26 protein-coding genes are annotated in these 21,861 nt (G+C 38.1%); 14 read left to right on the top strand and 12 right to left on the bottom strand.

From position 1 onward, the window contains the following. Positions 1-56 precede the first annotated feature (56 nt). From rpsI to zapE, 5 genes are all read right to left on the bottom strand, one after another. Positions 57-449 carry a 30S ribosomal protein S9 gene (gene rpsI / locus ABXH06_RS03925; RefSeq protein ID WP_303449351.1) on the bottom strand — a complete coding sequence of 131 codons (393 nt, stop codon included), beginning with the start codon at positions 447-449 and terminating at the stop codon, positions 57-59. 3 nt (positions 450-452) lie between these two features. After that, entirely contained in the window at positions 453-881 is a 429-nt protein-coding gene (rplM, locus tag ABXH06_RS03920; protein WP_311579139.1) for a 50S ribosomal protein L13, read from the bottom strand. Positions 882-1,132: 251 nt separating this feature from the next. After that, complete coding sequence (locus tag ABXH06_RS03915) at positions 1,133-1,795, bottom strand: TSCPD domain-containing protein (protein ID WP_353517366.1); 663 nt, start codon at positions 1,793-1,795, stop codon at positions 1,133-1,135. Between the two features lie 22 nt (positions 1,796-1,817). Further along, positions 1,818-3,974, bottom strand: a complete 2,157-nt coding sequence (locus ABXH06_RS03910; protein WP_353517365.1) for an adenosylcobalamin-dependent ribonucleoside-diphosphate reductase — start codon at positions 3,972-3,974, stop codon at positions 1,818-1,820. Positions 3,975-4,174: 200 nt separating this feature from the next. Beyond that, positions 4,175-5,290 (bottom strand): cell division protein ZapE, encoded by a 1,116-nt coding sequence (zapE, locus tag ABXH06_RS03905; RefSeq protein WP_311580331.1) that lies wholly within the window; start codon positions 5,288-5,290, stop codon positions 4,175-4,177. Between the two features lie 183 nt (positions 5,291-5,473). Between zapE and ABXH06_RS03900 the strand changes: the two genes are divergently transcribed. From ABXH06_RS03900 to ABXH06_RS03890, 3 genes are all read left to right on the top strand, one after another. Next, positions 5,474-5,938 (top strand): Z-ring associated ZapG family protein, encoded by a 465-nt coding sequence (locus ABXH06_RS03900; RefSeq protein WP_353517364.1) that lies wholly within the window; start codon positions 5,474-5,476, stop codon positions 5,936-5,938. A gap of 80 nt (positions 5,939-6,018) precedes the next feature. Then, positions 6,019-7,380 carry a Do family serine endopeptidase gene (locus tag ABXH06_RS03895; RefSeq protein ID WP_311579129.1) on the top strand — a complete coding sequence of 454 codons (1,362 nt, stop codon included), beginning with the start codon at positions 6,019-6,021 and terminating at the stop codon, positions 7,378-7,380. Between the two features lie 244 nt (positions 7,381-7,624). Further along, positions 7,625-8,620 (top strand): trypsin-like peptidase domain-containing protein, encoded by a 996-nt coding sequence (locus ABXH06_RS03890; RefSeq protein WP_353517516.1) that lies wholly within the window; start codon positions 7,625-7,627, stop codon positions 8,618-8,620. Between the two features lie 192 nt (positions 8,621-8,812). Here the strand turns inward: ABXH06_RS03890 and murA are convergent, their stop codons facing one another. The 7 genes from murA to mlaF all read right to left on the bottom strand — a co-directional run bounded on the left by murA (position 8,813) and on the right by mlaF (position 13,578). Further along, entirely contained in the window at positions 8,813-10,075 is a 1,263-nt protein-coding gene (murA, locus tag ABXH06_RS03885) for a UDP-N-acetylglucosamine 1-carboxyvinyltransferase (RefSeq protein ID WP_353517363.1), read from the bottom strand. Positions 10,076-10,102: 27 nt separating this feature from the next. Further along, positions 10,103-10,360 carry a BolA family protein gene (locus ABXH06_RS03880; RefSeq protein ID WP_311579125.1) on the bottom strand — a complete coding sequence of 86 codons (258 nt, stop codon included), beginning with the start codon at positions 10,358-10,360 and terminating at the stop codon, positions 10,103-10,105. A gap of 82 nt (positions 10,361-10,442) precedes the next feature. Next, the gene (locus ABXH06_RS03875; RefSeq protein ID WP_353517515.1) at positions 10,443-10,733 is read right to left on the bottom strand and encodes an STAS domain-containing protein; all 291 of its coding nucleotides are present in this window, start codon (positions 10,731-10,733) and stop codon (positions 10,443-10,445) included. A 13-nt stretch (positions 10,734-10,746) separates the two neighbouring features. After that, positions 10,747-11,451 carry an MlaC/ttg2D family ABC transporter substrate-binding protein gene (locus tag ABXH06_RS03870; RefSeq protein WP_353517362.1) on the bottom strand — a complete coding sequence of 235 codons (705 nt, stop codon included), beginning with the start codon at positions 11,449-11,451 and terminating at the stop codon, positions 10,747-10,749. Between the two features lie 26 nt (positions 11,452-11,477). Beyond that, complete coding sequence (mlaD, locus tag ABXH06_RS03865; protein WP_353517361.1) at positions 11,478-11,948, bottom strand: outer membrane lipid asymmetry maintenance protein MlaD; 471 nt, start codon at positions 11,946-11,948, stop codon at positions 11,478-11,480. A gap of 47 nt (positions 11,949-11,995) precedes the next feature. Continuing rightward, positions 11,996-12,772, bottom strand: a complete 777-nt coding sequence (mlaE, locus tag ABXH06_RS03860) for a lipid asymmetry maintenance ABC transporter permease subunit MlaE (RefSeq protein ID WP_432280222.1) — start codon at positions 12,770-12,772, stop codon at positions 11,996-11,998. Then, complete coding sequence (gene mlaF, locus ABXH06_RS03855) at positions 12,769-13,578, bottom strand: phospholipid ABC transporter ATP-binding protein MlaF (protein WP_311579114.1); 810 nt, start codon at positions 13,576-13,578, stop codon at positions 12,769-12,771. Before mlaF ends, mlaE begins: the two co-directional genes overlap by 4 nt. A gap of 358 nt (positions 13,579-13,936) precedes the next feature. Between mlaF and ABXH06_RS03850 the strand changes: the two genes are divergently transcribed. The 11 genes from ABXH06_RS03850 (at position 13,937) to ABXH06_RS03800 (ending at position 21,812) form a co-directional block, all read left to right on the top strand. After that, positions 13,937-14,920 (top strand): calcium/sodium antiporter, encoded by a 984-nt coding sequence (locus ABXH06_RS03850; RefSeq protein ID WP_311579112.1) that lies wholly within the window; start codon positions 13,937-13,939, stop codon positions 14,918-14,920. An 8-nt stretch (positions 14,921-14,928) separates the two neighbouring features. Next, entirely contained in the window at positions 14,929-15,894 is a 966-nt protein-coding gene (locus ABXH06_RS03845; RefSeq protein WP_311579110.1) for a KpsF/GutQ family sugar-phosphate isomerase, read from the top strand. After that, complete coding sequence (kdsC, locus tag ABXH06_RS03840) at positions 15,894-16,472, top strand: 3-deoxy-manno-octulosonate-8-phosphatase KdsC (protein WP_503012481.1); 579 nt, start codon at positions 15,894-15,896, stop codon at positions 16,470-16,472. Before ABXH06_RS03845 ends, kdsC begins: the two co-directional genes overlap by 1 nt. Then, on the top strand, positions 16,469-17,035 hold the full coding sequence (lptC, locus tag ABXH06_RS03835) for an LPS export ABC transporter periplasmic protein LptC (RefSeq protein ID WP_353517360.1): 567 nt from the start codon (positions 16,469-16,471) through the stop codon (positions 17,033-17,035). The genes kdsC and lptC overlap by 4 nt, the downstream gene beginning before the upstream one ends. Continuing rightward, a complete protein-coding gene (lptA, locus tag ABXH06_RS03830) occupies positions 17,001-17,555 on the top strand; it encodes a lipopolysaccharide transport periplasmic protein LptA (RefSeq protein WP_311579102.1) in 555 nt (184 codons plus the stop codon). The genes lptC and lptA overlap by 35 nt, the downstream gene beginning before the upstream one ends. Further along, positions 17,552-18,283, top strand: coding sequence for an LPS export ABC transporter ATP-binding protein (gene lptB, locus ABXH06_RS03825; protein ID WP_353517359.1), 732 nt, complete (start codon positions 17,552-17,554; stop codon positions 18,281-18,283). The genes lptA and lptB overlap by 4 nt, the downstream gene beginning before the upstream one ends. Before the next feature lie 67 nt (positions 18,284-18,350). After that, the gene (locus ABXH06_RS03820) at positions 18,351-19,859 is read left to right on the top strand and encodes an RNA polymerase factor sigma-54 (RefSeq protein ID WP_311579096.1); all 1,509 of its coding nucleotides are present in this window, start codon (positions 18,351-18,353) and stop codon (positions 19,857-19,859) included. Positions 19,860-19,882: 23 nt separating this feature from the next. After that, positions 19,883-20,170, top strand: a complete 288-nt coding sequence (gene hpf / locus ABXH06_RS03815) for a ribosome hibernation promoting factor (RefSeq protein WP_311579092.1) — start codon at positions 19,883-19,885, stop codon at positions 20,168-20,170. 27 nt (positions 20,171-20,197) lie between these two features. Then, positions 20,198-20,650: a PTS IIA-like nitrogen regulatory protein PtsN gene (gene ptsN, locus ABXH06_RS03810; protein WP_311579088.1), complete on the top strand. Its 453-nt coding sequence runs from the start codon at positions 20,198-20,200 to the stop codon at positions 20,648-20,650. Between the two features lie 24 nt (positions 20,651-20,674). Beyond that, positions 20,675-21,529: an RNase adapter RapZ gene (gene rapZ, locus ABXH06_RS03805; protein ID WP_311579085.1), complete on the top strand. Its 855-nt coding sequence runs from the start codon at positions 20,675-20,677 to the stop codon at positions 21,527-21,529. Positions 21,530-21,533: 4 nt separating this feature from the next. Continuing rightward, positions 21,534-21,812 (top strand): HPr family phosphocarrier protein, encoded by a 279-nt coding sequence (locus tag ABXH06_RS03800; RefSeq protein WP_311579080.1) that lies wholly within the window; start codon positions 21,534-21,536, stop codon positions 21,810-21,812. The last annotated feature ends 49 nt before the right edge of the window (positions 21,813-21,861 follow it).

The following is a 21,861-nucleotide window of genomic DNA, read 5'->3' as shown; positions in this document are numbered from 1 at the left end:
TTCAGGCAAAAAAAAACCGACAAAAGTCGGTTTTTTTAATAACGTATATATAAAGATTAACGTTTTGAAAATTGTGGCTTTTTACGAGCCTTATGTAAACCAACTTTCTTACGTTCAACTTTACGAGCATCACGAGTAACGAAACCAGCAGCACGTAAACCGCTACGTAATGATTCGTCAAACTCCATTAATGCACGAGTAATACCGTGACGGATAGCACCCGCTTGACCAGAAATACCACCACCAACTACTGTGATGTTAAAGTCAAACTTTTCTAACATTTCAACTAATTCTAATGGTTGACGAACAACCATACGAGCCGTTGGACGACTGAAATATTCAGAAATGTCACGTTTGTTAATTGTAATTGCACCGTTACCAGCTTTCATAAACACACGAGCAGTTGAGCTCTTGCGACGACCAGTACCGTAATATTGATTATCAGCCATTGCTTACAGCTCCAAAAGTTGTGGTTGTTGTGCAGTATGCTTGTGCTCAGCACCAGCATACACTTTTAGCTTGCGGTACATTTCACGACCTAAAGGACCTTTAGGTAACATACCTTTTACTGCGAATTCAATCACACGCTCTGGCGCTTTTTCAATTAACTTTTCAAAGCTAATTTGCTTAAGACCACCAGGGAATTCAGTATGCGAGTAGTAAATTTTACCTTTCGCTTTATTACCAGTAACTTTAACTTTCTCTGCATTGATAACAACGATGTAATCGCCTGTATCACAGTGAGGTGTATATTCTGGCTTATGCTTACCGCGTAAACGGGTTGCAATTTCGGTAGCGATACGACCAAGAGTTTTATTCTCAGCGTCCACTAGAAACCATTCGCGTTGCACGCTTTCTGGTTTTGCTACAAAAGTTTTCATTTAAAAAACCCAATATTAAAATGTTACTAAAAAATAACCAAAATGGTTATCAGTTAAAAGACTACGCCATTACCCCTTCGAGTATCGAGTCCATCGTCTAGTATCTTGGGGATATTAGACATTTGTAACGTCAGGGAGCGCGCATTATACAGAAGCTAACAAAATAAATCACGTATATTTTTTAATCTTTTTAGTTTTTCTGAATTTCCCTGTATAGCTGAGTAATATTACGCAAAACGCTGACTTTTTCATTAACCACATTTAGAATCTCCACAGTTTAAGCATGTTGTGCAACCATCTAAAAGTACAACGGCTTTTTGATGGCATTTATGACATTGACTGGCCGAACTAGGAAAACCATGTTCTTCAATCGCCTGATCAGCTGCCGCATCTTGTTTTTGTTGGATATACGCCTGTTGATGGGTATCAATCTCACTGGCTGGCAACATATCTAACGTTTTTAAATGCGTTTCAATGATATAACCAATATCCGCTACTACCGAAGGCATAAAAATACCTGTGCCTCGTTGGTAGTAACCTCCTTTAGGATCAAATACTGCTTTCAATTCTTCAACTAAAAACGTGCAATCGCCGCCTTTTCTAAATACCGCAGAGATGACACGGGTTAATGCAACGACCCAAGAATAAAACTCCATATTTTTTGAATTAACGAATATTTCAAAAGGTCGTCGCACTTCTGCCGCGGTATGTTGATTTAATAAAATATCATTAATCGTAATATATAATGCGTGTTCGGAAATGGGCGGCTTAATTTTATAGGTTGAGCCAATTAACATTTCAGGTCGTTTAACCGTTTCATTTAATTTGATTGACGTTTCTACTTCGTTATTATTTGCTTGCGCCTCAGGCGTGTTAACTTTAGCTGCTGTAATAGCTAGATTAATTTCTTGCATGTTTTTTCTCTTTTTTAAGTCGTTATAATTTACCGTAATACCCTTCTTTTAAGGCATCATGTAAATTCGCCGCCGTATGCACTTCGCCGTCATACATTATTTCTTCGTTACCTTTGGCATGGATAGTAGTGCCATCCGCTAAGGTAAATTGGTATTGCACATTGGCTAAATCAGTTTCTTTCACTAACACACCTTGATGTACTTCGGGGTTAAAACGAAAAGTTGTACAACCTTTTAACCCTTTTTCGTGTGCATAAAGGTAAACATCTTTAAATGATTGATAATCGATATCGGTAGGTACGTTTATCGTTTTAGAAATGGATGAGTCGATCCAATATTGCGCGGCTGATTGAATATCAACATGCTCTTTCGGTGTAATATTTTCACTGGCTGTAAAATAATCAGGCAATCTATTTTCACCTTCTTGGCCATAAACTTCAGCATTTTCATTCATGCAATGTCGGTATGCTAAAAGCTCAAAGCTTGAGACAGGAACAGACTCTTTTGATTTTTTTCCTTCTCGGATGATATTACGCTGATATTCATGGGCAAAACTTGGCTCAATACCATTTGAAACATTATTGCCCAAACTAAGTGCTAACGTTCCTGTTGGAGCGATAGATGAATGGTGAGTAAACCTCGCCCCCGTTTTAGCTAACGCCTCAACAAGTTCTGGATCTTCTTCGGCGATTCGTTGCATATATCGGCTATATTTTGCATGTAATACTGAGCCTTTAACTTTATCACCTTCTTTAAATCCATCTTTGACCATTTCTGGCCGTTTACTCAGCATTTGTTTGGTAACACTAAATGTTTGTAATAACACAGGAGCGGGACCTTTTTCTTCGGCTAAATTTAACGCTTCTTGCCACCCCGTCAATGCCATAACCTTAGAAACCTCTTCAGTAAAAGCAATGGCTTGCTGACTATTATAAGGAATTTTTAATAGCGTTAACGTCGAACCTAATCCTAAATACCCCATACCATGGCGACGTTTATTTAAAATTTCTTGTTGTTGTTGCGCTAAAGGAAGGCCATTAATTTCCACAACGTTATCTAGCATTCGCGTGAAAACCTGTACGACGTTTTTAAACGTATGCCAATTAAACTGTGCAGCATCAGTAAAAGGTTTATCAACAAACTTAACTAAATTGATTGATCCTAATAAACATGCGCCATAGGGAGGTAGTATCTGTTCACCACAAGGATTACTGGCGCGTAATTTTTCACAAAACCAATTATTATTGTATTCATTGGCGTGATCGATTAATAAAAATCCCGGTTCGGCATAGTCAAACGTATTACTCATGATCATGTCCCATAAACGATGTGCTGGAATATGGCCGTATATTTTACAAGCGATTAAACCATTTTCATTGAGAATATAATCATGTTTCTTCAGGTAGTCGTCTTCAAAATAATTCTCACGAAAGAGGATCTTACTTTGATCTGAAAGGGCAATATTTTCCGTATTGAGTGCTTGTTGTGAAATAGGAAAAACGAGCGGCCAGTCAGCATCATTTTTTACCGCCTGGATAAAGTCGTCAGTGATCAATAATGATAAATTGAATTGTCGTAAACGCCCATGCTCACGCTTTGCCAAAATAAAGTCTTTTACATCGGGATGAGAGATGTCAAAAACCCCCATTTGCGCGCCACGTCTACCTCCAGCCGAGCTGACGGTGAAACACATTTTATCGAAAATATCCATAAACGACATAGGCCCTGATGTTCGAGCCCCTGCGCCAGCGACATAGGCACCATTTGGTCTTAAAGTTGAAAACTCATAGCCAATACCACAACCAGCTTTTAAAGTAAGGCCAGATTCATGGACTTTGCCTAAAATACCGGTCATTGAATCATCGATGGTCCCAGACACGGTACAATTTATCGTAGAGGTAGCAGGTTTAAATTCACTGGCTCCGGCATTAGCAATTATCCGACCAGCAGGATAAGCGCCAGAGTTTAATGCCCAAAGAAATTTTTCATACCAGTATTGATGATTCGTTGTCTCAATATCGGCAAGCGCCTTCGCTACACGAGCAAATGTTTCTTCAATGGTGTTTTCTTGAGGGTTACCATGTTTATCTTTAAGTCGATACTTTTTATCCCAAATATCAATCGACGCGGCTTGTATATTGAGCATATGGTGAGTAGGTTTTTCTTTAGTTAGCGGCATATATCTCCCCTTTTATTGTTATCATTTTTTTCAACATCATACTGAAAAAAAGAAAGGGGCAAAGCCAAAGCACTATATATTGCGATCTAAATCAAACAAAAACACAAGATATAGTAACCCGTAAAAAATTGGCATAAAAAAACACCGCGTTGTTTCGGTGTTATTTTTAACAAAATTTTAATTAATCACTGAATTACAGTTTAAGGCAAATGCTCCGAAGCAAGATAATCATGAGATTGCATTTCCTGTAAACGACTTAAACAACGTTTGAATTCAAAGACTAAACCGCCTGTCGTATATAATTCTTCCATCACGACTTCGGCTGAAATAATTAACTTAACTTTACGCTCATAAAACTCATCAACCATAGCAATAAACCTCCTAGCGGCGTCATCACTGTCTACATTCATTTGAGTGACATTAGCAACTAATACTGTATGGAATAAACGGCTAATTTCCATATAATCATTTTGGCTTCGAGCTGACTCGCACAATTCAGAAAACTCAAAATAAACAATACCATCAGAAGCTTTGATCGTGGCTAATTCGCGGTTGTTTATTTCAATAGCTTTATTGTTTACACCAACTTCAATTGAAAGTTGATCGAAATAACGATGTAAATTTTCATCGGCTTTTTCATCCAGCGGCGCATGATAAATTTCAGCTTGCTCTAACGTTCTCAATCGATAATCGACGCCACTATCAACATTAATAACATCACAATGTTGGTTAATTAATTTAATGGCGGGTAAAAATCTTTCTCGTTGCAAGCCATTACGATAAAGCTCATCAGGTATAATATTCGACGTTGCCACTAAGGTTACATTGTGGGCAAACAATTCTTCAAACAAGGTTCCTAAGATCATGGCATCTGTGATGTCTGATACAAAAAACTCATCGAAACAAATAATACACGTTTCTTGTGCGAAACGTTTAGCAATAATTTTTAACGGATCTGATTGCCCAGTTAAGCCTTCTAATTCTTGGTGAACCCTGTGCATAAAGCGATGAAAATGTACTCGCATTTTATTTTTAAACGGCAAACAGTCATAAAAAGTATCAACTAAATAAGTTTTGCCTCGACCAACACCTCCCCAAAAATAAATGCCTTGAACAGGCTTAATTTCAGCTTTCGCGACAACGCGTTTCCAACGATTGAAAACTTTTTTAAAACCCGTTACCGGTAGTGGCTTACTTTGTAAACATTCATATAAACGTTGTAAATTTTTAACCGCATTCTCTTGAGCGGCATCATATTGAAAATCATCGCGGTTTAGGTCTTCTCTATATTTTTCGAGTGGGGAAAGCGTAATCATCTGTGAATATAATCTATTATTTAAGCTTGTTTTTGCTTGAAAAAAACATATTTGCATACATATTTGCTAATAGGATAAAACGTTTAGCTGCGAGCAAAAACAAAAGCAGTGTGTTAATCTCTATTTTCACCAATTTTTAATGTGAATACAATTTTCCGCAACAAAATAAAAGGTAAAAAGCTTATGGATATCGTTATTGGAATCATCATTTTTGTCGTTGGCTCAACTGTAGGCTTTTTTGCAAGTAGATTTTTATCTGCTTCTAATCAAGAAAATCAAAAGCTTGCAGAAAAAGTAAATCAAAGTGAAGCCTCTTTGGCGCAATATAAAGTGGATGTTGCTGAACATTTAGATCATTCAAAAGAATTGTTAGAGCAAATGAATAACACCTGCCAAAAAGCGATGAAGCAAATGGAGAAAAGTACGCAGTTATTGCAAAAAGCGACGCCTAAAGAAAGCGACGCAATGCCTTTTTTCTCGAAAGAAACCCAAGAACAATTAGCTCAAACTGTTGCGCTTCGACACAATAAAGAAGAACGTAAAAGCGATAATGAAGTCACGGAAGCGCCACTCGATTATTCAGGTGAAGCAAGCGGGCTTTTTGCTGATAAGAAACAATCTGTTACAAATAGCAATATTGAAAATTAGGAACTTAGTTCACAGGTTAACGTCTTTAATTGAGTATTTATATTTTTTTGTATTAATGTCTTTTTGGAGTGTCCTTACATATGAATAAAATGTCAGTTTTAATCAGCAGCGTTTTACTTACCAGTAGTTTAGCTTTAACGAGTTTACCTGCTCAAGCTAATCTCCCTTTTTCTGTGAGTGGCCAAAAAGTGCCAAGTTTGGCGCCTATGCTAGAAGAAGTAACGCCGGCGGTTGTGCTTATTTCTGTTCGAGGTACACATGAAGTACAACAAAGGAATATCCCCGATGCTTTTAAGTTTTTCTTCGGCAATCCTCGCCAACAAAACCCTACACGAGAAAGACCTTTTCAAGGACTTGGTTCTGGCGTCATCATTGATGCTGACAAAGGTTATATCGTCACAAATAACCATGTCATCAACGAAGCAGATGAGATACAAATAACGCTGAAAGATGGCCGCCAAATTGAAGCAACAAAAATAGGCGCCGATGAAAGTAGTGATATTGCCCTACTTCAAGTTGATTCAAAAAACTTAACTGCAGTCACTATTGCCGATTCAGATAAATTAAGAGTCGGTGACTTCGCGGTGGCAATCGGTAGTCCATTTGGCCTAGGGCAAACCGTCACATCCGGTATCGTCAGTGCATTAGGTCGCAGTGGTTTAAATGCTGATAATTTTGAAGATTTCATTCAAACGGATGCAGCAATCAACAGTGGTAACTCTGGTGGTGCTTTAATTAATTTACGTGGTGAGTTAATCGGTATTAATACCGCTATTATCGGCCCGAACGGTGGAAATGTCGGAATCGGATTTGCCATTCCAAGTAATATGGTGAAAAGCTTAGTTGACCAAATTATTGAATTTGGCGAAGTTCGCCGTGGTGTATTGGGCGTATCAGGTCGAAGTGTTACCGGTGAATTTGCTAAAGCAATGGAGCTAGAAGGTGCACAAGGTGCATTCGTTGAGCAAGTAGTGGAAGACTCTGCTGCACAAATCGCTGGCATAGAAGCAGGTGATGTGATCACCAAAGTAAATGGTAAACGCATTAAGTCATTTAGTGAATTACGCGGAAAAATAGGGGCGATTGGCGCAGGCAACGAGGTAAAACTGAGTGTCATTAAAGCTGATGGTGATGAAGAAACCTATACAGTTGTCTTGAAAAAAGCTGAAACGGCCAACGTTGAACCTGCCAGTATTCATAGAATGCTTGAAGGGGCTGAACTTGAAAATAACAGTAAAGGGTTTGGTGTAGCAATAAAAGCCGTTGAAGCAGACACCCCAGCAGCAATGATAGGGTTAAGAGCTGGTGATATTATCAGTGGCGTAAACAGACACCGAGTTACCAACATAGCTGAGCTACGTGATTACTTAAAAGATAATAAAGGTATTTCATTACTTAAAATTATACGTGGAAATACCAACTTATTTATTCGCATCAGATAAGTAATATTCATGTAATTATTCTTAGTTATAACTAAGGGTACATCAACAAAAGCGACTTAGGGAATAAGTCGCTTTTCTTTTGTACGAGGAAAAAGCTAAAAAACCTCACTTCTACTTTTTGGTTATCAACAATCTATGTTAATCTGCAGTATATTTTGTCGATAACCTTACAATTTTGAAAATACTAAACGCACTAAAATATATCTTAAACTCAGCAAGTTACGGAGTAATTATCGCAGTTGTGATGCTTTTACTCATTCCTGAATTACGTCAAGGCAACAATGACTGGTGGAATATCTTTCAGTCAAGTGATGAAAATCAACCGGCTATTTCTTTTGCGAAAGCAGTGCAAGCCTCAAGCCCTGCCGTAGTAAATATTTATTCTGAAGAAATTCAGACAAACCCAAATTACGCACATTCACAACGTAAAACAACCCGGTTAGGCTCAGGGGTTATTATGGACAGTAATGGTTATTTATTAACGAATTACCATGTTGTTCAAAATGCTAGTTTGATAAATGTTTTATTACAAAATGGTCAAGTGTTTCACGCTGAAGTGATAGGGTACGACCTTTATACCGACTTAGCCGTTTTAAAAGTAGATGCTAGTAATCTCCCCGTGATCCCACAAAATATTAACCAGCAGTCGTTAGCCGGTGATGTGGTTTTAGCTATTGGCAATCCACTGAATTTAGGACAAACCATTACTCAAGGTATTATTAGTGCCACTGGGAGAAGCGGACTGAGTAATACGAGTTATTTACAGTTTTTACAAATAGATGCAGCAATAAACCAAGGTAATTCAGGCGGTGCCTTAGTGAATTCGAATGGCGTATTAGTTGGTATAAATTCATTGAAATTCAGTGAGCTTAATCCTAATCAAGACATTCAAGGGATTTCATTTGCGGTGCCATATGAGTTGGCTTTTAAGGTGATGCAAAAAATTATCGAGCATGGTCGCGTGATACGAGGCTGGTTAGGGGTCGTTTCAAGAAATTATAACCAAAATGCCAAAGGCTTTACGATTACAGCGGTAGAACCGAATAGTCCAGCATATAATGCCGGCTTAAAGGTTGGCGATATCGTTTATCAAATTTCAGATACTCCAATTGAAAGCACGACACAAGCTCTTGATATTGTTGCTGAAACGAACCCTGGTACAGAACTGAATTTTAAAATTTACCGTGATAAAAAATCGGTTGATATTAAAGTGACAATTCTTGAAAAACGACCAAATTAAAATATAAAAAATGCCTGTTGAGCTGAAAGCGAAAAATAGCAACAGAAATAGGGAAATTTACAGCAGGATAAAAATAAAAAGCGCTACTATCGAAAAATAGTAGCGCTTAGCTATTTCATCACAAATGCCTAGCTTATTTTTTACACTTAAACTAAAACACTTTTGTACCTAAATATAAGTTTTTTTGAAAACTTAATTCGCTTTAATGCGGGTGATATTTGCCCCTAAAGCTTGTAACTTATCTTCAATATGTTGATAACCCCGATCAATATGATAGATACGATCAACTTGTGTTTCGGTTGTAGCAACCAGTCCAGCAATCACTAAACTCGCCGAAGCTCTTAAATCTGTCGCCATAACTTGAGCTCCATTTAAACTATTAACGCCAGTGGTAATTGCAGTGTTCCCTTCTAAAGTGATATCAGCACCCATGCGCTGTAATTCAGGCACATGCATAAAACGGTTTTCAAAAATAGTTTCTGTCGTGGTAGCTGTGCCTTCGGCAATGACATTTAAAGTCACAAACTGCGCTTGCATATCGGTAGGGAAAGCAGGATGAGGAGCCGTTCTAATATTCACGGCTTTTGGCTTGGTATTCATTGCTAACTCTATCCAATTTTCACCGGTAGTAATTTCTGCACCGGCTTCTTGTAACTTACTTAATACCGCATCTAAGGCCGTTGGATCTGTATTTAAACATTTTACTTTACCTTGAGTTACTGCCGCAGCCACCAGAAAAGTACCCGTTTCAATTCGGTCCGGCATTACACTATATTCACTGCCTTTTAATTGGGGCACACCTTCTATACTCAATGTATCTGTACCCGCTCCTGAGACTTTGGCTCCCATAGCGTTTAAACAATTGGCTAAATCAACAATTTCAGGCTCACGCGCAGCATTTTCAATAACCGTAACGCCTTCAGCTAAAGCGGCTGCCATCATTAAGTTTTCGGTGCCGGTCACACTGACAGTGTCCATAAAAATATTCGCCCCTTGCAAGCGACCATTATTACGCGCAACGATATAACCGTTCTCTACCTCTATGTCAGCCCCCATTAATTTTAAGCCATGAATATGTAAGTTCACGGGCCTAGCACCAATTGCACAGCCTCCAGGCAAGGACACTTCGGCATGACCAAACCTTGCTAACAATGGCCCTAATACCAATATAGAGGCGCGCATCGTTTTGACTAATTCATAAGACGCTTTATGCTGATCTACCTTACTCGCATCAATCAATAGACTATTTTCATCAGTCCAAGTTACGGTTGCACCTAATTGAGACAATAATTTTATGCTTGTTTCAATATCATTAAGGCGAGGTACATTGGTGATGTGTATCGGTGTCTCTGAAAGCAATGTTGCCATCAGGATGGGTAAGGCAGCATTTTTCGCGCCAGAAATGGTGACTTCACCTTGCATTGGCTTACCGCCAATAATTTTAAATGCGTCCAAAGGGCTCTTCTTTTTTGTTAACGGGATTTAAAGGGGTAAGTTAAACATTTTTTCACGCTTCCAATCAGAAGTCGTAAATGTTTTGATGGTTACAGCATGTATAATGCCTTCATTAATCACTTGTGCAAGCGGAGCATAAACTGTTTGTTGCTTTTTAACACGACTAAGCTCACCTAAAAAATCAGCAACGGCGATTATAGTACACTGCGAACCATCAAATTTAACATGAAGCTCATCCAACGTTAATGCGTCGTTGATTAGCTTTTCAATTTCAGAAACTTCCACTTAGTTCTCCCAGAAAATAAATTACAGGGATTATAACCTCAATTACCTTTGAGTAAAACGATTGTCTGTGACGAGAGTTAGATTATTTTATCGGTAAAAAAGTATCTACCGCCGTTAATTTTGCAATCTTAAGCAATTCTTGAGGTAAGTTAGTAAAATGCAGGTTTGTGTGATGTTTTTTTGCCTGAGCTAATACCTGTAATAACCAAGCTAAACCAGCAGTATCGACATGAGACACGGAAGCCAAATCTAATACATCCACTGACTGAGTAAACAGCTGACTTGCTTTTTTCTCAAAGGCGGGATTAATTGTTTTACGCGTTAGTGCACCGCAAATGAGTAACTGGTTATCTTGTTGTTTGATTTCGATCATCAATGAAACATCCTTATTTAAAGACAATCGTTTTTTGCGCTTTTTCTTTTAGCATCTCAGTCACATGTGGTAAGCCTTTTTGACGAATTAAACTGCTTAATTCAGCTTGTTTACTATCGAGTAAACTCACCCCTTCAGCGACCATATCATAAGCTTTCCATTCTTGTGTTTTGCTACTTTTACGAACTCGAAATGAAATATCAATGGGAGACCGTCCAGGCTCAATCACACTGGTATTAACAGCGACTACCTTATCATTGCTAAAGTCTTTTGCTGGAGCAAAAATAACTTGTTGGTTTTTATATAAGGTAAATACTTGTGCATAAGAAGTGATCAAGTAATCTCTAAACACAGGAACAAATTCAGCGCGTTCAGCTTTATTCGTTTTTTTGAAATTACTGCCAATAACCTTAAACGCGGCATATTGGTAATTAATGTAAGGGATCAATTCTTCACGAACAATATCCTTTAAAATGTTTGGATTTTTTTGGATTGCAGTTTGTTCGTTTGCAAACCGTTTAAACGTGATATCAGCCACCGTTTTGATCATTTTATACGGGTCTTTTTTATCAACGTTAATAGAAGTACCGCCTGCTGGTGCTAACGCAACAAAATTCACCATTTCAGGAGAAATTTTCGACAACGGCTGTTCAAACTCACTTGCTACACCAAATAAGGTAACACTAATCCCTAACCCAAAAGTGACTATTTTTTTCATCGTATTTGACTTTCTTAACACCAACATTAATCGCCACTCCCTTGGCTAAATAAAAATTGTCCGATTAATTCTTCTAACACTAAAGCAGGTTTAGTATCTTCAATATAATCACCCGCAACTAAGGTTTCGACTGATTCATCAATAAATCCAGGCAACAAACCAATATATTGTTCACCTAATAAACCAGACGTTAAAATTGACACTGACGTTGCTTCCGAAAAGTTATCATATTCCGCATAAATATCTAATGTCACTATCGGAGTATAATCTTCAGCGTCTAAACTAATTTTACTGACGCGGCCAACAACTACGCCACCTACTTTAATAGGAGAGCGAACCTTTAAACCACCAATATTGTCAAACTTAGCATAGAGTTGATAAGTCTTGCCATTGCCTGATATACCACTATCGGCAACCTTTAACGATAACATGAGTAGAGCTGCTATACCCAATGCAGCAAATAACCCTACGAATAACTCAACTTTTTTCGACACCATGTCAGACACCACACTCTAAAAAATAAACACTCAGGTTAATATTGCAATTAATTTGCAAACATTAACGCCGTTAAAATAAAATCTAAACCTAATACTAATAAGGATGATTGTACCACAGTTGCCGTGGTTGCACGGCTAATACCTTCTGAGGTAGGTTCACAATCATAACCTTTATAAACGGCAATCCATGTAACAACAAAGGCAAAAACAATGCTTTTTATCACGCCATTTAAAATATCTTTTTCTAAGGAAACTTGAGCTTGCATTACTGACCAAAAAGTACCGCCATCAACGCCTAACCAATCAACCCCAACCAAATGTGCCCCTAAAATACCAACCGCCGAAAAAATGGCAGCAAGTAAAGGTAAAGAAATAAAACCCGCCCAAAACCTAGGAGCAATTACCCGGCGAAGTGGATCTATTGCCATCATTTCTAAACTAGATAATTGTTCTGTTGCTTTCATTAAGCCTATTTCGGCGGTCAACGCTGAGCCAGCTCGCCCGGCGAATAATAATGCCGCGACCACGGGACCTAACTCTCGCAATAATGAAAGAGCAACCATAGGGCCTAAACTGGCTTCTGCACCATAACCCACCAAAATTGTATAGCCTTGCAGGGCTAAAACCATACCAATAAACAACCCAGAAACTAACACGATAACTAATGATAAAACCCCCACTGAATACAGCTGTTTCATCAATAATGGAAAGCCTTTTTTTACATTTGGCACATGTAACAAGGCAGAGCCTAGCATTAATATGGCACGTCCTAATGCCGAGATACGTCCAAGAACTTTACGCCCTAATAAAATCAGTATATTCATGATGACGTATCCTTACCCAATAGCTCTTCTTGATAAGGTTGCGCTTGATAATGAAAAGGTACTGGACCATCGGCCTCACCTTTGACGAACTGTTGCACTAAAGGAGAAGTTTGCTGTGCAATTTGCTCTGGCGTACCATGACCAATAATTTTTTGCTCGGCGATAATATAGATATAGTCGGCGATACTCATTACTTCAGGCACATCATGTGAAACGACAACTGAAGTCAAGCCTAATGCATCGTTTAATGCACGAATCAACCGAACAATCACCCCCATTGATATAGGGTCCTGGCCGGCAAACGGTTCATCATATAAAATAAGTTCGGGATCTAAGGCAATCGCTCGTGCTAAGGCTGCACGCCTAGCCATACCACCAGAAAGTTCACTTGGCTTCAAAAACCGTGCACCCCGTAAACCTACGGCTTCTAGTTTCATCAACACCATTTTTTCAATGATCGCTTCCGATAATTGTGAATGTTCTCTGATAGGAAAAGCAACGTTTTCATAAACGGACATGTCCGTAAATAACGCACCACTTTGAAAAAGCATACTCATTCGTTTACGAGCGGAATAAAGTTCTGTTCTTGAGAGTGAAGGAATATCTAAGTTATCAAAGTAAATATGGCCCGATTCAGGTTTTAATTGCCCACCAATAAGACGCAACAAAGTAGTTTTCCCTATCCCACTTGGTCCCATAATTGCGGTGACTTTTCCTTTCGGGATTTGCAAACTAATATCATCATAAATGATACGTTCGTCCCTTTTAAAAGTCATATTTTTAATATCTACTAAAATATCTGACATAGTGCGTTTTTTAGTGCGATTATCCTTATAAATTATTAAGCGAGAATTCTACCTGATCCAACGAGATACTTCACCCGAAAATAACAACTTATTACGTTTATAATTAGTAAGTAAACGTATCAAAACGTAAGAAAGTGTAAGATTTACCGATTGAATTTTAAACTTTATTCCCGATAACGCGGCCTTGGCAAAAATCTATTCGTACAAAAAGCCAATTATCTCGTTTCAATGCAGGAGGTTTTGCTGAAAAAATAGCAAATTTCATCGCATCGACGTTTTTTTTAACCTCATTACTCAAAAATCCTTTTTTTTTCTCTACCAACCAGCGACAATTACCCTTGGTTTAATGGAGTCCTTAATGTTTGTTCAAATTTTAATTTTACTTATTTCGCTGGTCACTCTCGTTTGGAGTGCTGATAAGTTTGTGTTTGGTGCTTCGTCACTTGCTAGAAACTTTGGTATTTCGCCAATGATAATCGGCTTAACTATCGTCGCGATGGGGTCTTCAGCCCCTGAAATGATGATTGCAGGTACCGCTTCATTTCATGGCAACCCCAACACAGCTATCGGTAACGCTATCGGCTCTAATATTACCAATATTGCCTTAGTGTTGGGGATAACAGCGTTACTTCACCCATTATCAGTTTCTTCTTCAACGATCAAACGTGAAATTCCACTGATTTTAGCTATTACGGCGCTTGCTTATTGGATGCTTTCGGATAATCAATTTACTTTTAATGAAGGATTAATCTTAATTATTGGCTTCTTTGTTTACATTTTTTCATTACTTTTTATTACCCTAAAAAGAGCGAAAGACAATAAAGTCAATGATGCCATGATCCTTGAAGCGGAATCAGAAGTTCCTGAAGCAATTAAAACACCTTTAGCGCTATTTTGGTTAACCGTTGGCCTTATTCTATTACCGTTAAGTGCTAGTTATCTAGTTGATTCATCGGTGTTTATTGCTAAAGCTTTTGGTATCAGTGATTTAGTAATTGGCTTAACGGTGATTGCTATCGGTACAAGCTTGCCAGAACTTGCCGCAAGCATTATGAGTATTATCAAAAAAGAGGATGACTTAGCATTAGGCAATATTATTGGCTCAAACATTTTTAATATTCTCGCGGTATTATCATTAGCCGGTTTAATTGCACCGGGTGATATCGATCAAGATGCATCGGTACGAGATGCGCCGTTTATGTTAGGTGTCACATTATTACTCTTTATTCTTTGTTTCAGCAGACATTCAGGCAACTTTAGAATTACCCGTTTTAAAGGGGTTTTACTATTGTTTACCTTTATTGCTTATCAAATGTTACTCTTTAGCCAACTGAAAAATTAATCCAACTTATGAAGAATTTTAAACAACTCGCCAAGCAAGTCATTGATATTGAAAAGCAAGCCATTGCTGAACTTGAGCAATATATTGACGACGGTTTTGAGCTGGCTTGCCAATTAATGTTTAACTGTCAAGGGCGCGTAATCGTGATTGGCATGGGAAAATCAGGTCATATTGGTGGAAAAATTGCCGCAACATTTGCTAGTACAGGCACGCCTGCATTTTTTGTTCACCCTGGCGAAGCAAGTCATGGTGATTTAGGGATGATCACTGCTCAAGATGTTGTACTGACAATATCTAATTCAGGTGAAACCGGTGAAGTATTGGCAATTATTCCGGTTATTAAACGTATTGGTGCTAAACTTATTGCCATGACCAGCAACCCTGACTCTACCTTAGCAAAATTAAGTGATACCCATGTTTGTATCAAGGTTTCACAAGAAGCTTGCCCATTAGGTTTAGCCCCTACTTCAAGTACAACAGCAACATTAGTTATGGGGGATGCCTTAGCAGTAGCGCTGCTAAATGCAAAAGACTTTACTGCGAATGACTTTGCACTTTCTCATCCAGGGGGAAGTTTAGGTAAACGGTTATTGTTACGCCTGCAGGATATTATGCACAGTGGCGAACGCATCCCATTAGTGAATGAAAAGGCGAAGATCAAAGAGGCATTAGTTGAAATGTCTTTAAAAGGTCTCGGCATGACCGCCGTTATTAAAGACAGTGGTGAATTAATTGGGCTTTTTACAGACGGTGATTTACGTCGCATCCTCGATGAAAAAATTGATATTCATCAGGACGACATAGCCAGTGTCATGACAAAAAATCCTCGGGTAGCCGAAGGTGAAATGTTAGCTGCACAAGCCTTGAAAATTATGGAAGACAATAAGATTAATGGCTTAATAATCGTTGATAATAACAATCATCCCGTTGGTGCCATGAATATGCACGACTTGCTTAAATCAGGAGTTCTTTAATGACAAAGCCTAACTTGTCATCTAACGACACAATGAAAACTTTATACGGTGAAATAGCCAATACTATTTACCACAAAGCGAAGAATATAAAGCTTTTTGTATGTGATATAGATGGTGTATTTTCTGATGGTCGAATTTATCTAGGTAACGATGGCGAAGAATTAAAAGCCTTTCATACAAAAGACGGTTATGGCATCAAAGCTATAGGCGCCAGTGGTGTTGACGTTGCCGTGATCACCGGAAGACAATCAAATATCGTACAAACAAGAATGACAGCTCTGAATGTAAAACACATTATCCAAGGAGAAGAAAACAAACTTCCGGCATTAAAAGCCTTAATTGAGAAATATCAATTAACCGCGGAACAAGTAGCATATATAGGTGATGACATGCCTGATTATCCATGCATGGAATATGTCGGTTTATCCATAGCGGTGAATGACGCTCATCCGGCTATTTTAAGTTTAGCTGATCATGTAACAACGATTAAAGGAGGTTTTGGCGCGGTACGTGAAATATGCGATATCATTATGCAAAGTCAAAACAGCCTGCAATATGCCAGTGGCGCAAGTATATGACACGCATATATATAGCTTCGTTACTATTTTTTATTTTTTCAGTGGTCAGTTACATTGTCATTGAATGGCACCAAAACAGTAACCAAATCACCAATGCTATAGATAACAAAATATCCCCTGATTTTATTGCTGAAAGCTTAAATAGCGAAACGTATAACAGCATAGGCCAACTCTCCTATATTATCGATGCGAATCGAATGGAACATTATTCGGAATTATCAGTCACACACTTTGAGTTTCCTAAATATACCTTATACCCAAAAAATACCGATTCTCCATGGAAAATTAGTGCAAATGAAGGCACACTCTACAATAGCAATAGAGTAAAACTTGAAAGTAAAGTGGCGTTAATTGCAACCGACAGTAAAAGTTTAATTCAAGAGATCCATGGAAAGTATTTAGAATTAGATTTAAACACTAATATTATTAGTTCAGAAAAAAAGATAGAAATAAAAGGAATTGATTTTACCATGTACGGTACAGGACTGATTGTAGACTTAAACACTAAACAAGTAACGCTGACAAAACATGAAAAAACCATATTTCAACCTATTAAAAACTAGTTGTTTGGCTTTAGGGGTAACCTTAAGTCTTTCATATAGTGTTATAGCAGCAAAAGTTGATTTGAATGAAGAAATCAAAATTGATGCTTCTAGACAAGCAGCTGATCTCAAAAATAAAATATTTAGTTACATTGATAATGTCATTATTACCCAAGGCTCTTTAACAATAAAAGCAGACCTAGTGCAAGTTGTGACAGAAGCCACGAGTAACGAAAAAACATATATTGCCAAAGGGCAACCAGCAACGTTCGAACAAATATTGGAAGACGGAACGCCTATTTATCTACAAGCAAATGAAATTAAATATCAACCTGAAAAAAATACGGTGATGATTTCAGGAAATGCTGAACTTCGTCAAGAAGGCAGCAAAGTCAGTGGCACCACTATCAGTTATAATTTTTTGACCGAACAAGTACAGGCAAGCAGTGACGACAATGCTAGAGTACAAACGGTATTACAACCGAAAAACCTTGAGAAAAAAAAGTTAGATAAAAAATCGTTGGATAATAAAAATAAATGACCACTGCCACCTTAATTGCCAATAATTTGGCAAAAGCCTACAAAGGCCGAAAAGTCGTAAAAAACGTTGGTATGAAAGTGCAAGAAGGCCAAGTTGTCGGATTGCTCGGTCCAAATGGTGCCGGTAAAACAACTTCGTTTTATATGATAGTTGGTTTAGTCAATAGTGATAGCGGTTCAATCATCTTAAATGATGAAGATATTACTTTACTCCCTATGCATGAAAGAGCCCGAAAAGGTATCGGATACCTTCCACAGGAAGCTTCCATTTTTCGTAAGCTAACGGTATATCAAAATATTATGGCGATTTTGCAAACCCGCAAAGATTTAGATGATATCAGTAGAGAAGAAAAGCTTGAGCATCTCGTTGAAGAATTTAATATAGGTCATATCAAAGATAATTTAGGCATGAGCTTATCCGGTGGCGAACGACGCCGAGTTGAAATTGCGAGAGCACTAGCGGCAGAGCCCAAATTTATCTTACTTGATGAGCCTTTTGCTGGTGTTGATCCAATTTCAGTAGGTGATATAAAAAAAATTATCCTACACTTAAAACAACGTGGCATTGGAATTTTAATCACAGATCACAATGTTCGTGAAACATTAGACGTTTGTGAGCATGCATATATTGTTAGTCACGGTGAATTAATCGCGGAAGGCAATGCAGATCAAATTCTTGCGAATCAACAGGTAAGAGATGTATACCTTGGTGAGCAATTCACGCTATAGTTACACAAAGCTTTGATAAAAAGTAAAAATCAATATGAAGCTAGAAAATAGGAAAATAATACGATAAATGCGCCCTAGTCTGCAGCTCCGAATAGGACAACAACTCACCATGACTCCACAATTGCAACAAGCGATTAAGCTTTTGCAATTGTCGACGTTGGATCTTCAGCAAGAGATCCAAGAAGCTCTTGAAAGTAATCCATTATTAGAAGTAGATGAATCAACCCCAAGTGACAATGATGCGCAATCGGATAACTTAGAAGAAGCATTTTCTGCTGGTGTAACAGAACAAAACACTAAAACATCCGACGGCAGTGAAGATTCAGCTCCTACTATCGATGAAATTAGTACGACGGAAGCTATGGATAAATCTGAGATCCCTGAAGAGCTCAACATAGACACTACCTGGGAAGAAAGCTACAGTGCTGGCGTTTCAAATACCGGTGCCAGTGCACCTGCTTCAGAAGATTATACTTATCAGGGCGAAACAACGGACTCCATTCAAGACCATTTACGCTGGCAAATGGAGTTAACGCCATTTTCAGAAACGGACCTTGCCATCGCGACGGCTATTATTGATGCCATCGATGATGCTGGCTATTTAAGAGTCAGTGTTGAAGAAATTCTTGAAGCGATGGGCAATGAAGAAGTTGAACTTGATGAAGTTGAAGCCGTACTTAAACGTATTAATATGTTTGATCCTGTTGGCGTTGGGGCTCGCTCTATCTCAGAATGTTTAACCATTCAATTAAATCAATTTGATAAAGAAACGCCTTGGTTAAAAGAAAGTAAGCTGATCATTAATGAATATATCGACTTATTAGGTAACCGAGATTATCGCCAAATCATGCGGAAAACGCGTTTAAAAGAAGATCAACTACGCGAAGTGATCAAGCTAATTCAATCGCTGGATCCAAGACCAGGTGATAGTGTCATTAAAGGTGATGATCAATATGTCATCCCTGATGTTTCGGTCGAAAAGAAAAATGGTCGTTGGATGGTTGAATTAAATCCAGATACAGCACCACGATTATCGGTTAATCAGCAATATGCCTCCATGGCACGAAACATGAAATCATCAACAGACAGTCAGTTTATACGTTCAAACCTACAAGAAGCTAAATGGTTTATTAAAAGCTTAGAAAGCCGAAATGATACATTGTTAAAAGTCTCTAACTGCATTGTACAACGCCAACAAGGCTTCTTTGAACACGGGCCAGAAGCAATGCGCCCTATGGTACTCAATGATATTGCTGAAGCGGTAGATATGCATGAGTCCACTATTTCCCGTGTTACGACCCAAAAATATATGCATACACCTAGAGGAATCTTTGAATTAAAATATTTCTTCTCTAGCCACGTAAGTACAGAAAATGGTGGAGAATGTTCATCCACCGCAATTCGAGCTTTAATTAAAAAGTTGGTCGCTGCAGAAATTCCAGCCAAACCATTAAGTGATAGTAAAATGGCGGAATTACTTGCAGAACAAGGCATTAATGTCGCCAGAAGAACCATTGCCAAGTATCGAGAATCATTGTCAATTCCTCCTTCTAACCAACGAAAAAGTCTACTTTAACAACTAAATAAGGATCTAAGCTTATGCAAATTAATCTTGCTGGTCATCATGTTGAAATTACTGAAGCTTTACGTGAAAGTGTCAATACAAAATTTGCCAAGTTGGAACGACATTTTGATCATATAAATAATGTTCATGTGGTATTGACGGTAGAAAAGCTGAATCAAATTGCGGAAGCAACAGCCCATCTTAACGGAACAGAAATACACGCAAAAGCCGAAAATGCCGATATGTATGCTTCAATCGATGCTTTAGTTAATAAACTCGATAAACAAGTTTTAAAGTACAAAGGCAAAATCAACCAACATTAATCCATCGTCTATTTCAACACGAGCATTATGAAATTAACTGAACTTATTAACGAGAACTGCACCTTGTGTGCAGTTCATGCTACTAGCAAAAAGCGTATTTTAGAATTATTATGTGAAAAAGCTGCCGAGTCTTATACTGATTTTAACACTTATTCACTGCTTGAAAGTCTAATGGCACGTGAAAAAATGGGTTCAACTGGGATAGGTAATGGTATCGCGATCCCACACGGTAGATTAACTGATGGGGGTAAAGTCGTTGTCGTGATTGCCACAACAGAGTCTCCAATTGATTTTGATGCGATAGATAATAGACCCGTCGATATTTTTATTGCTTTATTCGTACCCGAAGAAAATTGTCAACAACATTTATCCACGCTACAAAGCATTGCACAAATTTTTAGTGATAAACAAACTTGCAAACTGGTCCGAAAATGTCACTCGAGTTCAGAGCTTTTCAATTTATTGAAAAATAATAACTAAACCTTAGTACCAAGGATTTCGACAATGAAACTCATCATCGTTAGTGGCCGTTCAGGATCAGGAAAAAGTGTCGCATTAAGAGTGCTGGAAGATTTAGGTTATTATTGTGTTGATAATATCCCTGTCAATCTTTTACCAGCTTTAACACATACGGTGATTAATGATTATGAAACCGTAGCGGTTAGCTTAGATGTTCGTAATTTACCGGCAGATCCTAATGATATTTCTGAAATTATCAATTACTTACCCAGTGCGGTAGATCTAAATATTGTTTATTTAGATGCGGATGATAACGACTTAATTAAACGTTTTAGCGAAACACGCCGCTTGCATCCATTGATCAAACAGAATATTGCGCTTGATCAAGCGATATCACTTGAGAAAAAACTGTTAGAGCCTATTTCAAGCCGTGCAAATTTATACATCAACACCAGTCAACTTACCCCTCATCAATTAGCGGATTTGATCAGAGAGCGAATTCTCGGTAAAACAACTGGCACTATGGTTGTGGTCTTTGAATCTTTTGGCTTTAAACATGGCGTCCCTCAAGATGCTGATTATGTTTTTGATGCTCGATTTTTACCAAATCCATTTTGGGAAAAAGATCTCAAACCATATACGGGACTAGATCAACCCGTACAAGATTTTCTCGCTAGCCAACCTATTGTCACTAAATTTATCTGGCAAATTAATAGTTTTATGATGACTTGGCTACCACATTTAGAACGTAATAATAGAAGTTATATAACCATAGCCATTGGTTGTACCGGCGGTAAACATCGTTCCGTTTATATTGCGGAATTACTCGCAAATAATTTAAGAAAAGAGCGTAAAGATGTGCAAGCGCGCCATCGAGATCTTGACGTAGCCAGTACTTAACCTTATGACTATTAAACTAAATAAAACCTTATTAATTACTAATAAATTAGGGCTGCATGCAAGAGCCGCAACTAAATTGGCGCAGTTAAGTCAAAAGTTCAATGCCAAAGTTACAATTGAACTTGAAAGCAAACAAGCCGATGCCAGCAGTATTATGGGGCTTATGTTATTAGCCGGCGGCCAAGGGAAAGAAGTGACGATTCATACTGAAGGGCTAGAAGCACAAGATGCCCTTGATAATGTCTGCCAGCTTTTTTCCGATAAATTCGATGAAGACGAATAATAACCTCAAGATCCCTTTCACAAAGCTGTAAAATTTCGTGGATATAATA

The sequence above is a fragment of the Thalassotalea sp. SU-HH00458 genome, from assembly GCF_040362795.1.
GTDB lineage: Bacteria > Pseudomonadota > Gammaproteobacteria > Enterobacterales > Alteromonadaceae > Thalassotalea_H > Thalassotalea_H castellviae.
Note: the sequence above shows the minus strand (reverse complement) of the source record. Positions and strands in the feature narration are given on the sequence as shown.

Excerpts from the sequence above, each read along its gene's own strand:
- lptA (WP_311579102.1), top strand. The coding sequence starts at position 17,001 with ATGAAAAAACCATATTTCAACCTATTAAAAACTAGTTGTTTGGCTTTA.
- rapZ (WP_311579085.1), top strand. The coding sequence starts at position 20,675 with ATGAAACTCATCATCGTTAGTGGCCGTTCAGGATCAGGAAAAAGTGTC.
- hpf (WP_311579092.1), top strand. The coding sequence starts at position 19,883 with ATGCAAATTAATCTTGCTGGTCATCATGTTGAAATTACTGAAGCTTTA.
- ABXH06_RS03800 (WP_311579080.1), top strand. The coding sequence starts at position 21,534 with ATGACTATTAAACTAAATAAAACCTTATTAATTACTAATAAATTAGGG.
- ABXH06_RS03890 (WP_353517516.1), top strand. The coding sequence starts at position 7,625 with ATGCTTTTACTCATTCCTGAATTACGTCAAGGCAACAATGACTGGTGG.
- zapE (WP_311580331.1), bottom strand. The coding sequence starts at position 5,290 with ATGATTACGCTTTCCCCACTCGAAAAATATAGAGAAGACCTAAACCGC.
- ABXH06_RS03915 (WP_353517366.1), bottom strand. The coding sequence starts at position 1,795 with ATGCAAGAAATTAATCTAGCTATTACAGCAGCTAAAGTTAACACGCCT.
- ABXH06_RS03910 (WP_353517365.1), bottom strand. The coding sequence starts at position 3,974 with ATGCCGCTAACTAAAGAAAAACCTACTCACCATATGCTCAATATACAA.
- lptC (WP_353517360.1), top strand. The coding sequence starts at position 16,469 with ATGACACGCATATATATAGCTTCGTTACTATTTTTTATTTTTTCAGTG.
- ptsN (WP_311579088.1), top strand. The coding sequence starts at position 20,198 with ATGAAATTAACTGAACTTATTAACGAGAACTGCACCTTGTGTGCAGTT.
- ABXH06_RS03850 (WP_311579112.1), top strand. The coding sequence starts at position 13,937 with ATGTTTGTTCAAATTTTAATTTTACTTATTTCGCTGGTCACTCTCGTT.
- mlaD (WP_353517361.1), bottom strand. The coding sequence starts at position 11,948 with ATGGTGTCGAAAAAAGTTGAGTTATTCGTAGGGTTATTTGCTGCATTG.
- kdsC (WP_503012481.1), top strand. The coding sequence starts at position 15,894 with ATGACAAAGCCTAACTTGTCATCTAACGACACAATGAAAACTTTATAC.
- ABXH06_RS03900 (WP_353517364.1), top strand. The coding sequence starts at position 5,474 with ATGGATATCGTTATTGGAATCATCATTTTTGTCGTTGGCTCAACTGTA.
- ABXH06_RS03895 (WP_311579129.1), top strand. The coding sequence starts at position 6,019 with ATGAATAAAATGTCAGTTTTAATCAGCAGCGTTTTACTTACCAGTAGT.
- ABXH06_RS03875 (WP_353517515.1), bottom strand. The coding sequence starts at position 10,733 with ATGATCGAAATCAAACAACAAGATAACCAGTTACTCATTTGCGGTGCA.
- rpsI (WP_303449351.1), bottom strand. The coding sequence starts at position 449 with ATGGCTGATAATCAATATTACGGTACTGGTCGTCGCAAGAGCTCAACT.
- ABXH06_RS03845 (WP_311579110.1), top strand. The coding sequence starts at position 14,929 with ATGAAGAATTTTAAACAACTCGCCAAGCAAGTCATTGATATTGAAAAG.
- ABXH06_RS03870 (WP_353517362.1), bottom strand. The coding sequence starts at position 11,451 with ATGAAAAAAATAGTCACTTTTGGGTTAGGGATTAGTGTTACCTTATTT.
- mlaE (WP_432280222.1), bottom strand. The coding sequence starts at position 12,772 with ATGAATATACTGATTTTATTAGGGCGTAAAGTTCTTGGACGTATCTCG.
- lptB (WP_353517359.1), top strand. The coding sequence starts at position 17,552 with ATGACCACTGCCACCTTAATTGCCAATAATTTGGCAAAAGCCTACAAA.
- mlaF (WP_311579114.1), bottom strand. The coding sequence starts at position 13,578 with ATGTCAGATATTTTAGTAGATATTAAAAATATGACTTTTAAAAGGGAC.
- rplM (WP_311579139.1), bottom strand. The coding sequence starts at position 881 with ATGAAAACTTTTGTAGCAAAACCAGAAAGCGTGCAACGCGAATGGTTT.
- ABXH06_RS03820 (WP_311579096.1), top strand. The coding sequence starts at position 18,351 with ATGCGCCCTAGTCTGCAGCTCCGAATAGGACAACAACTCACCATGACT.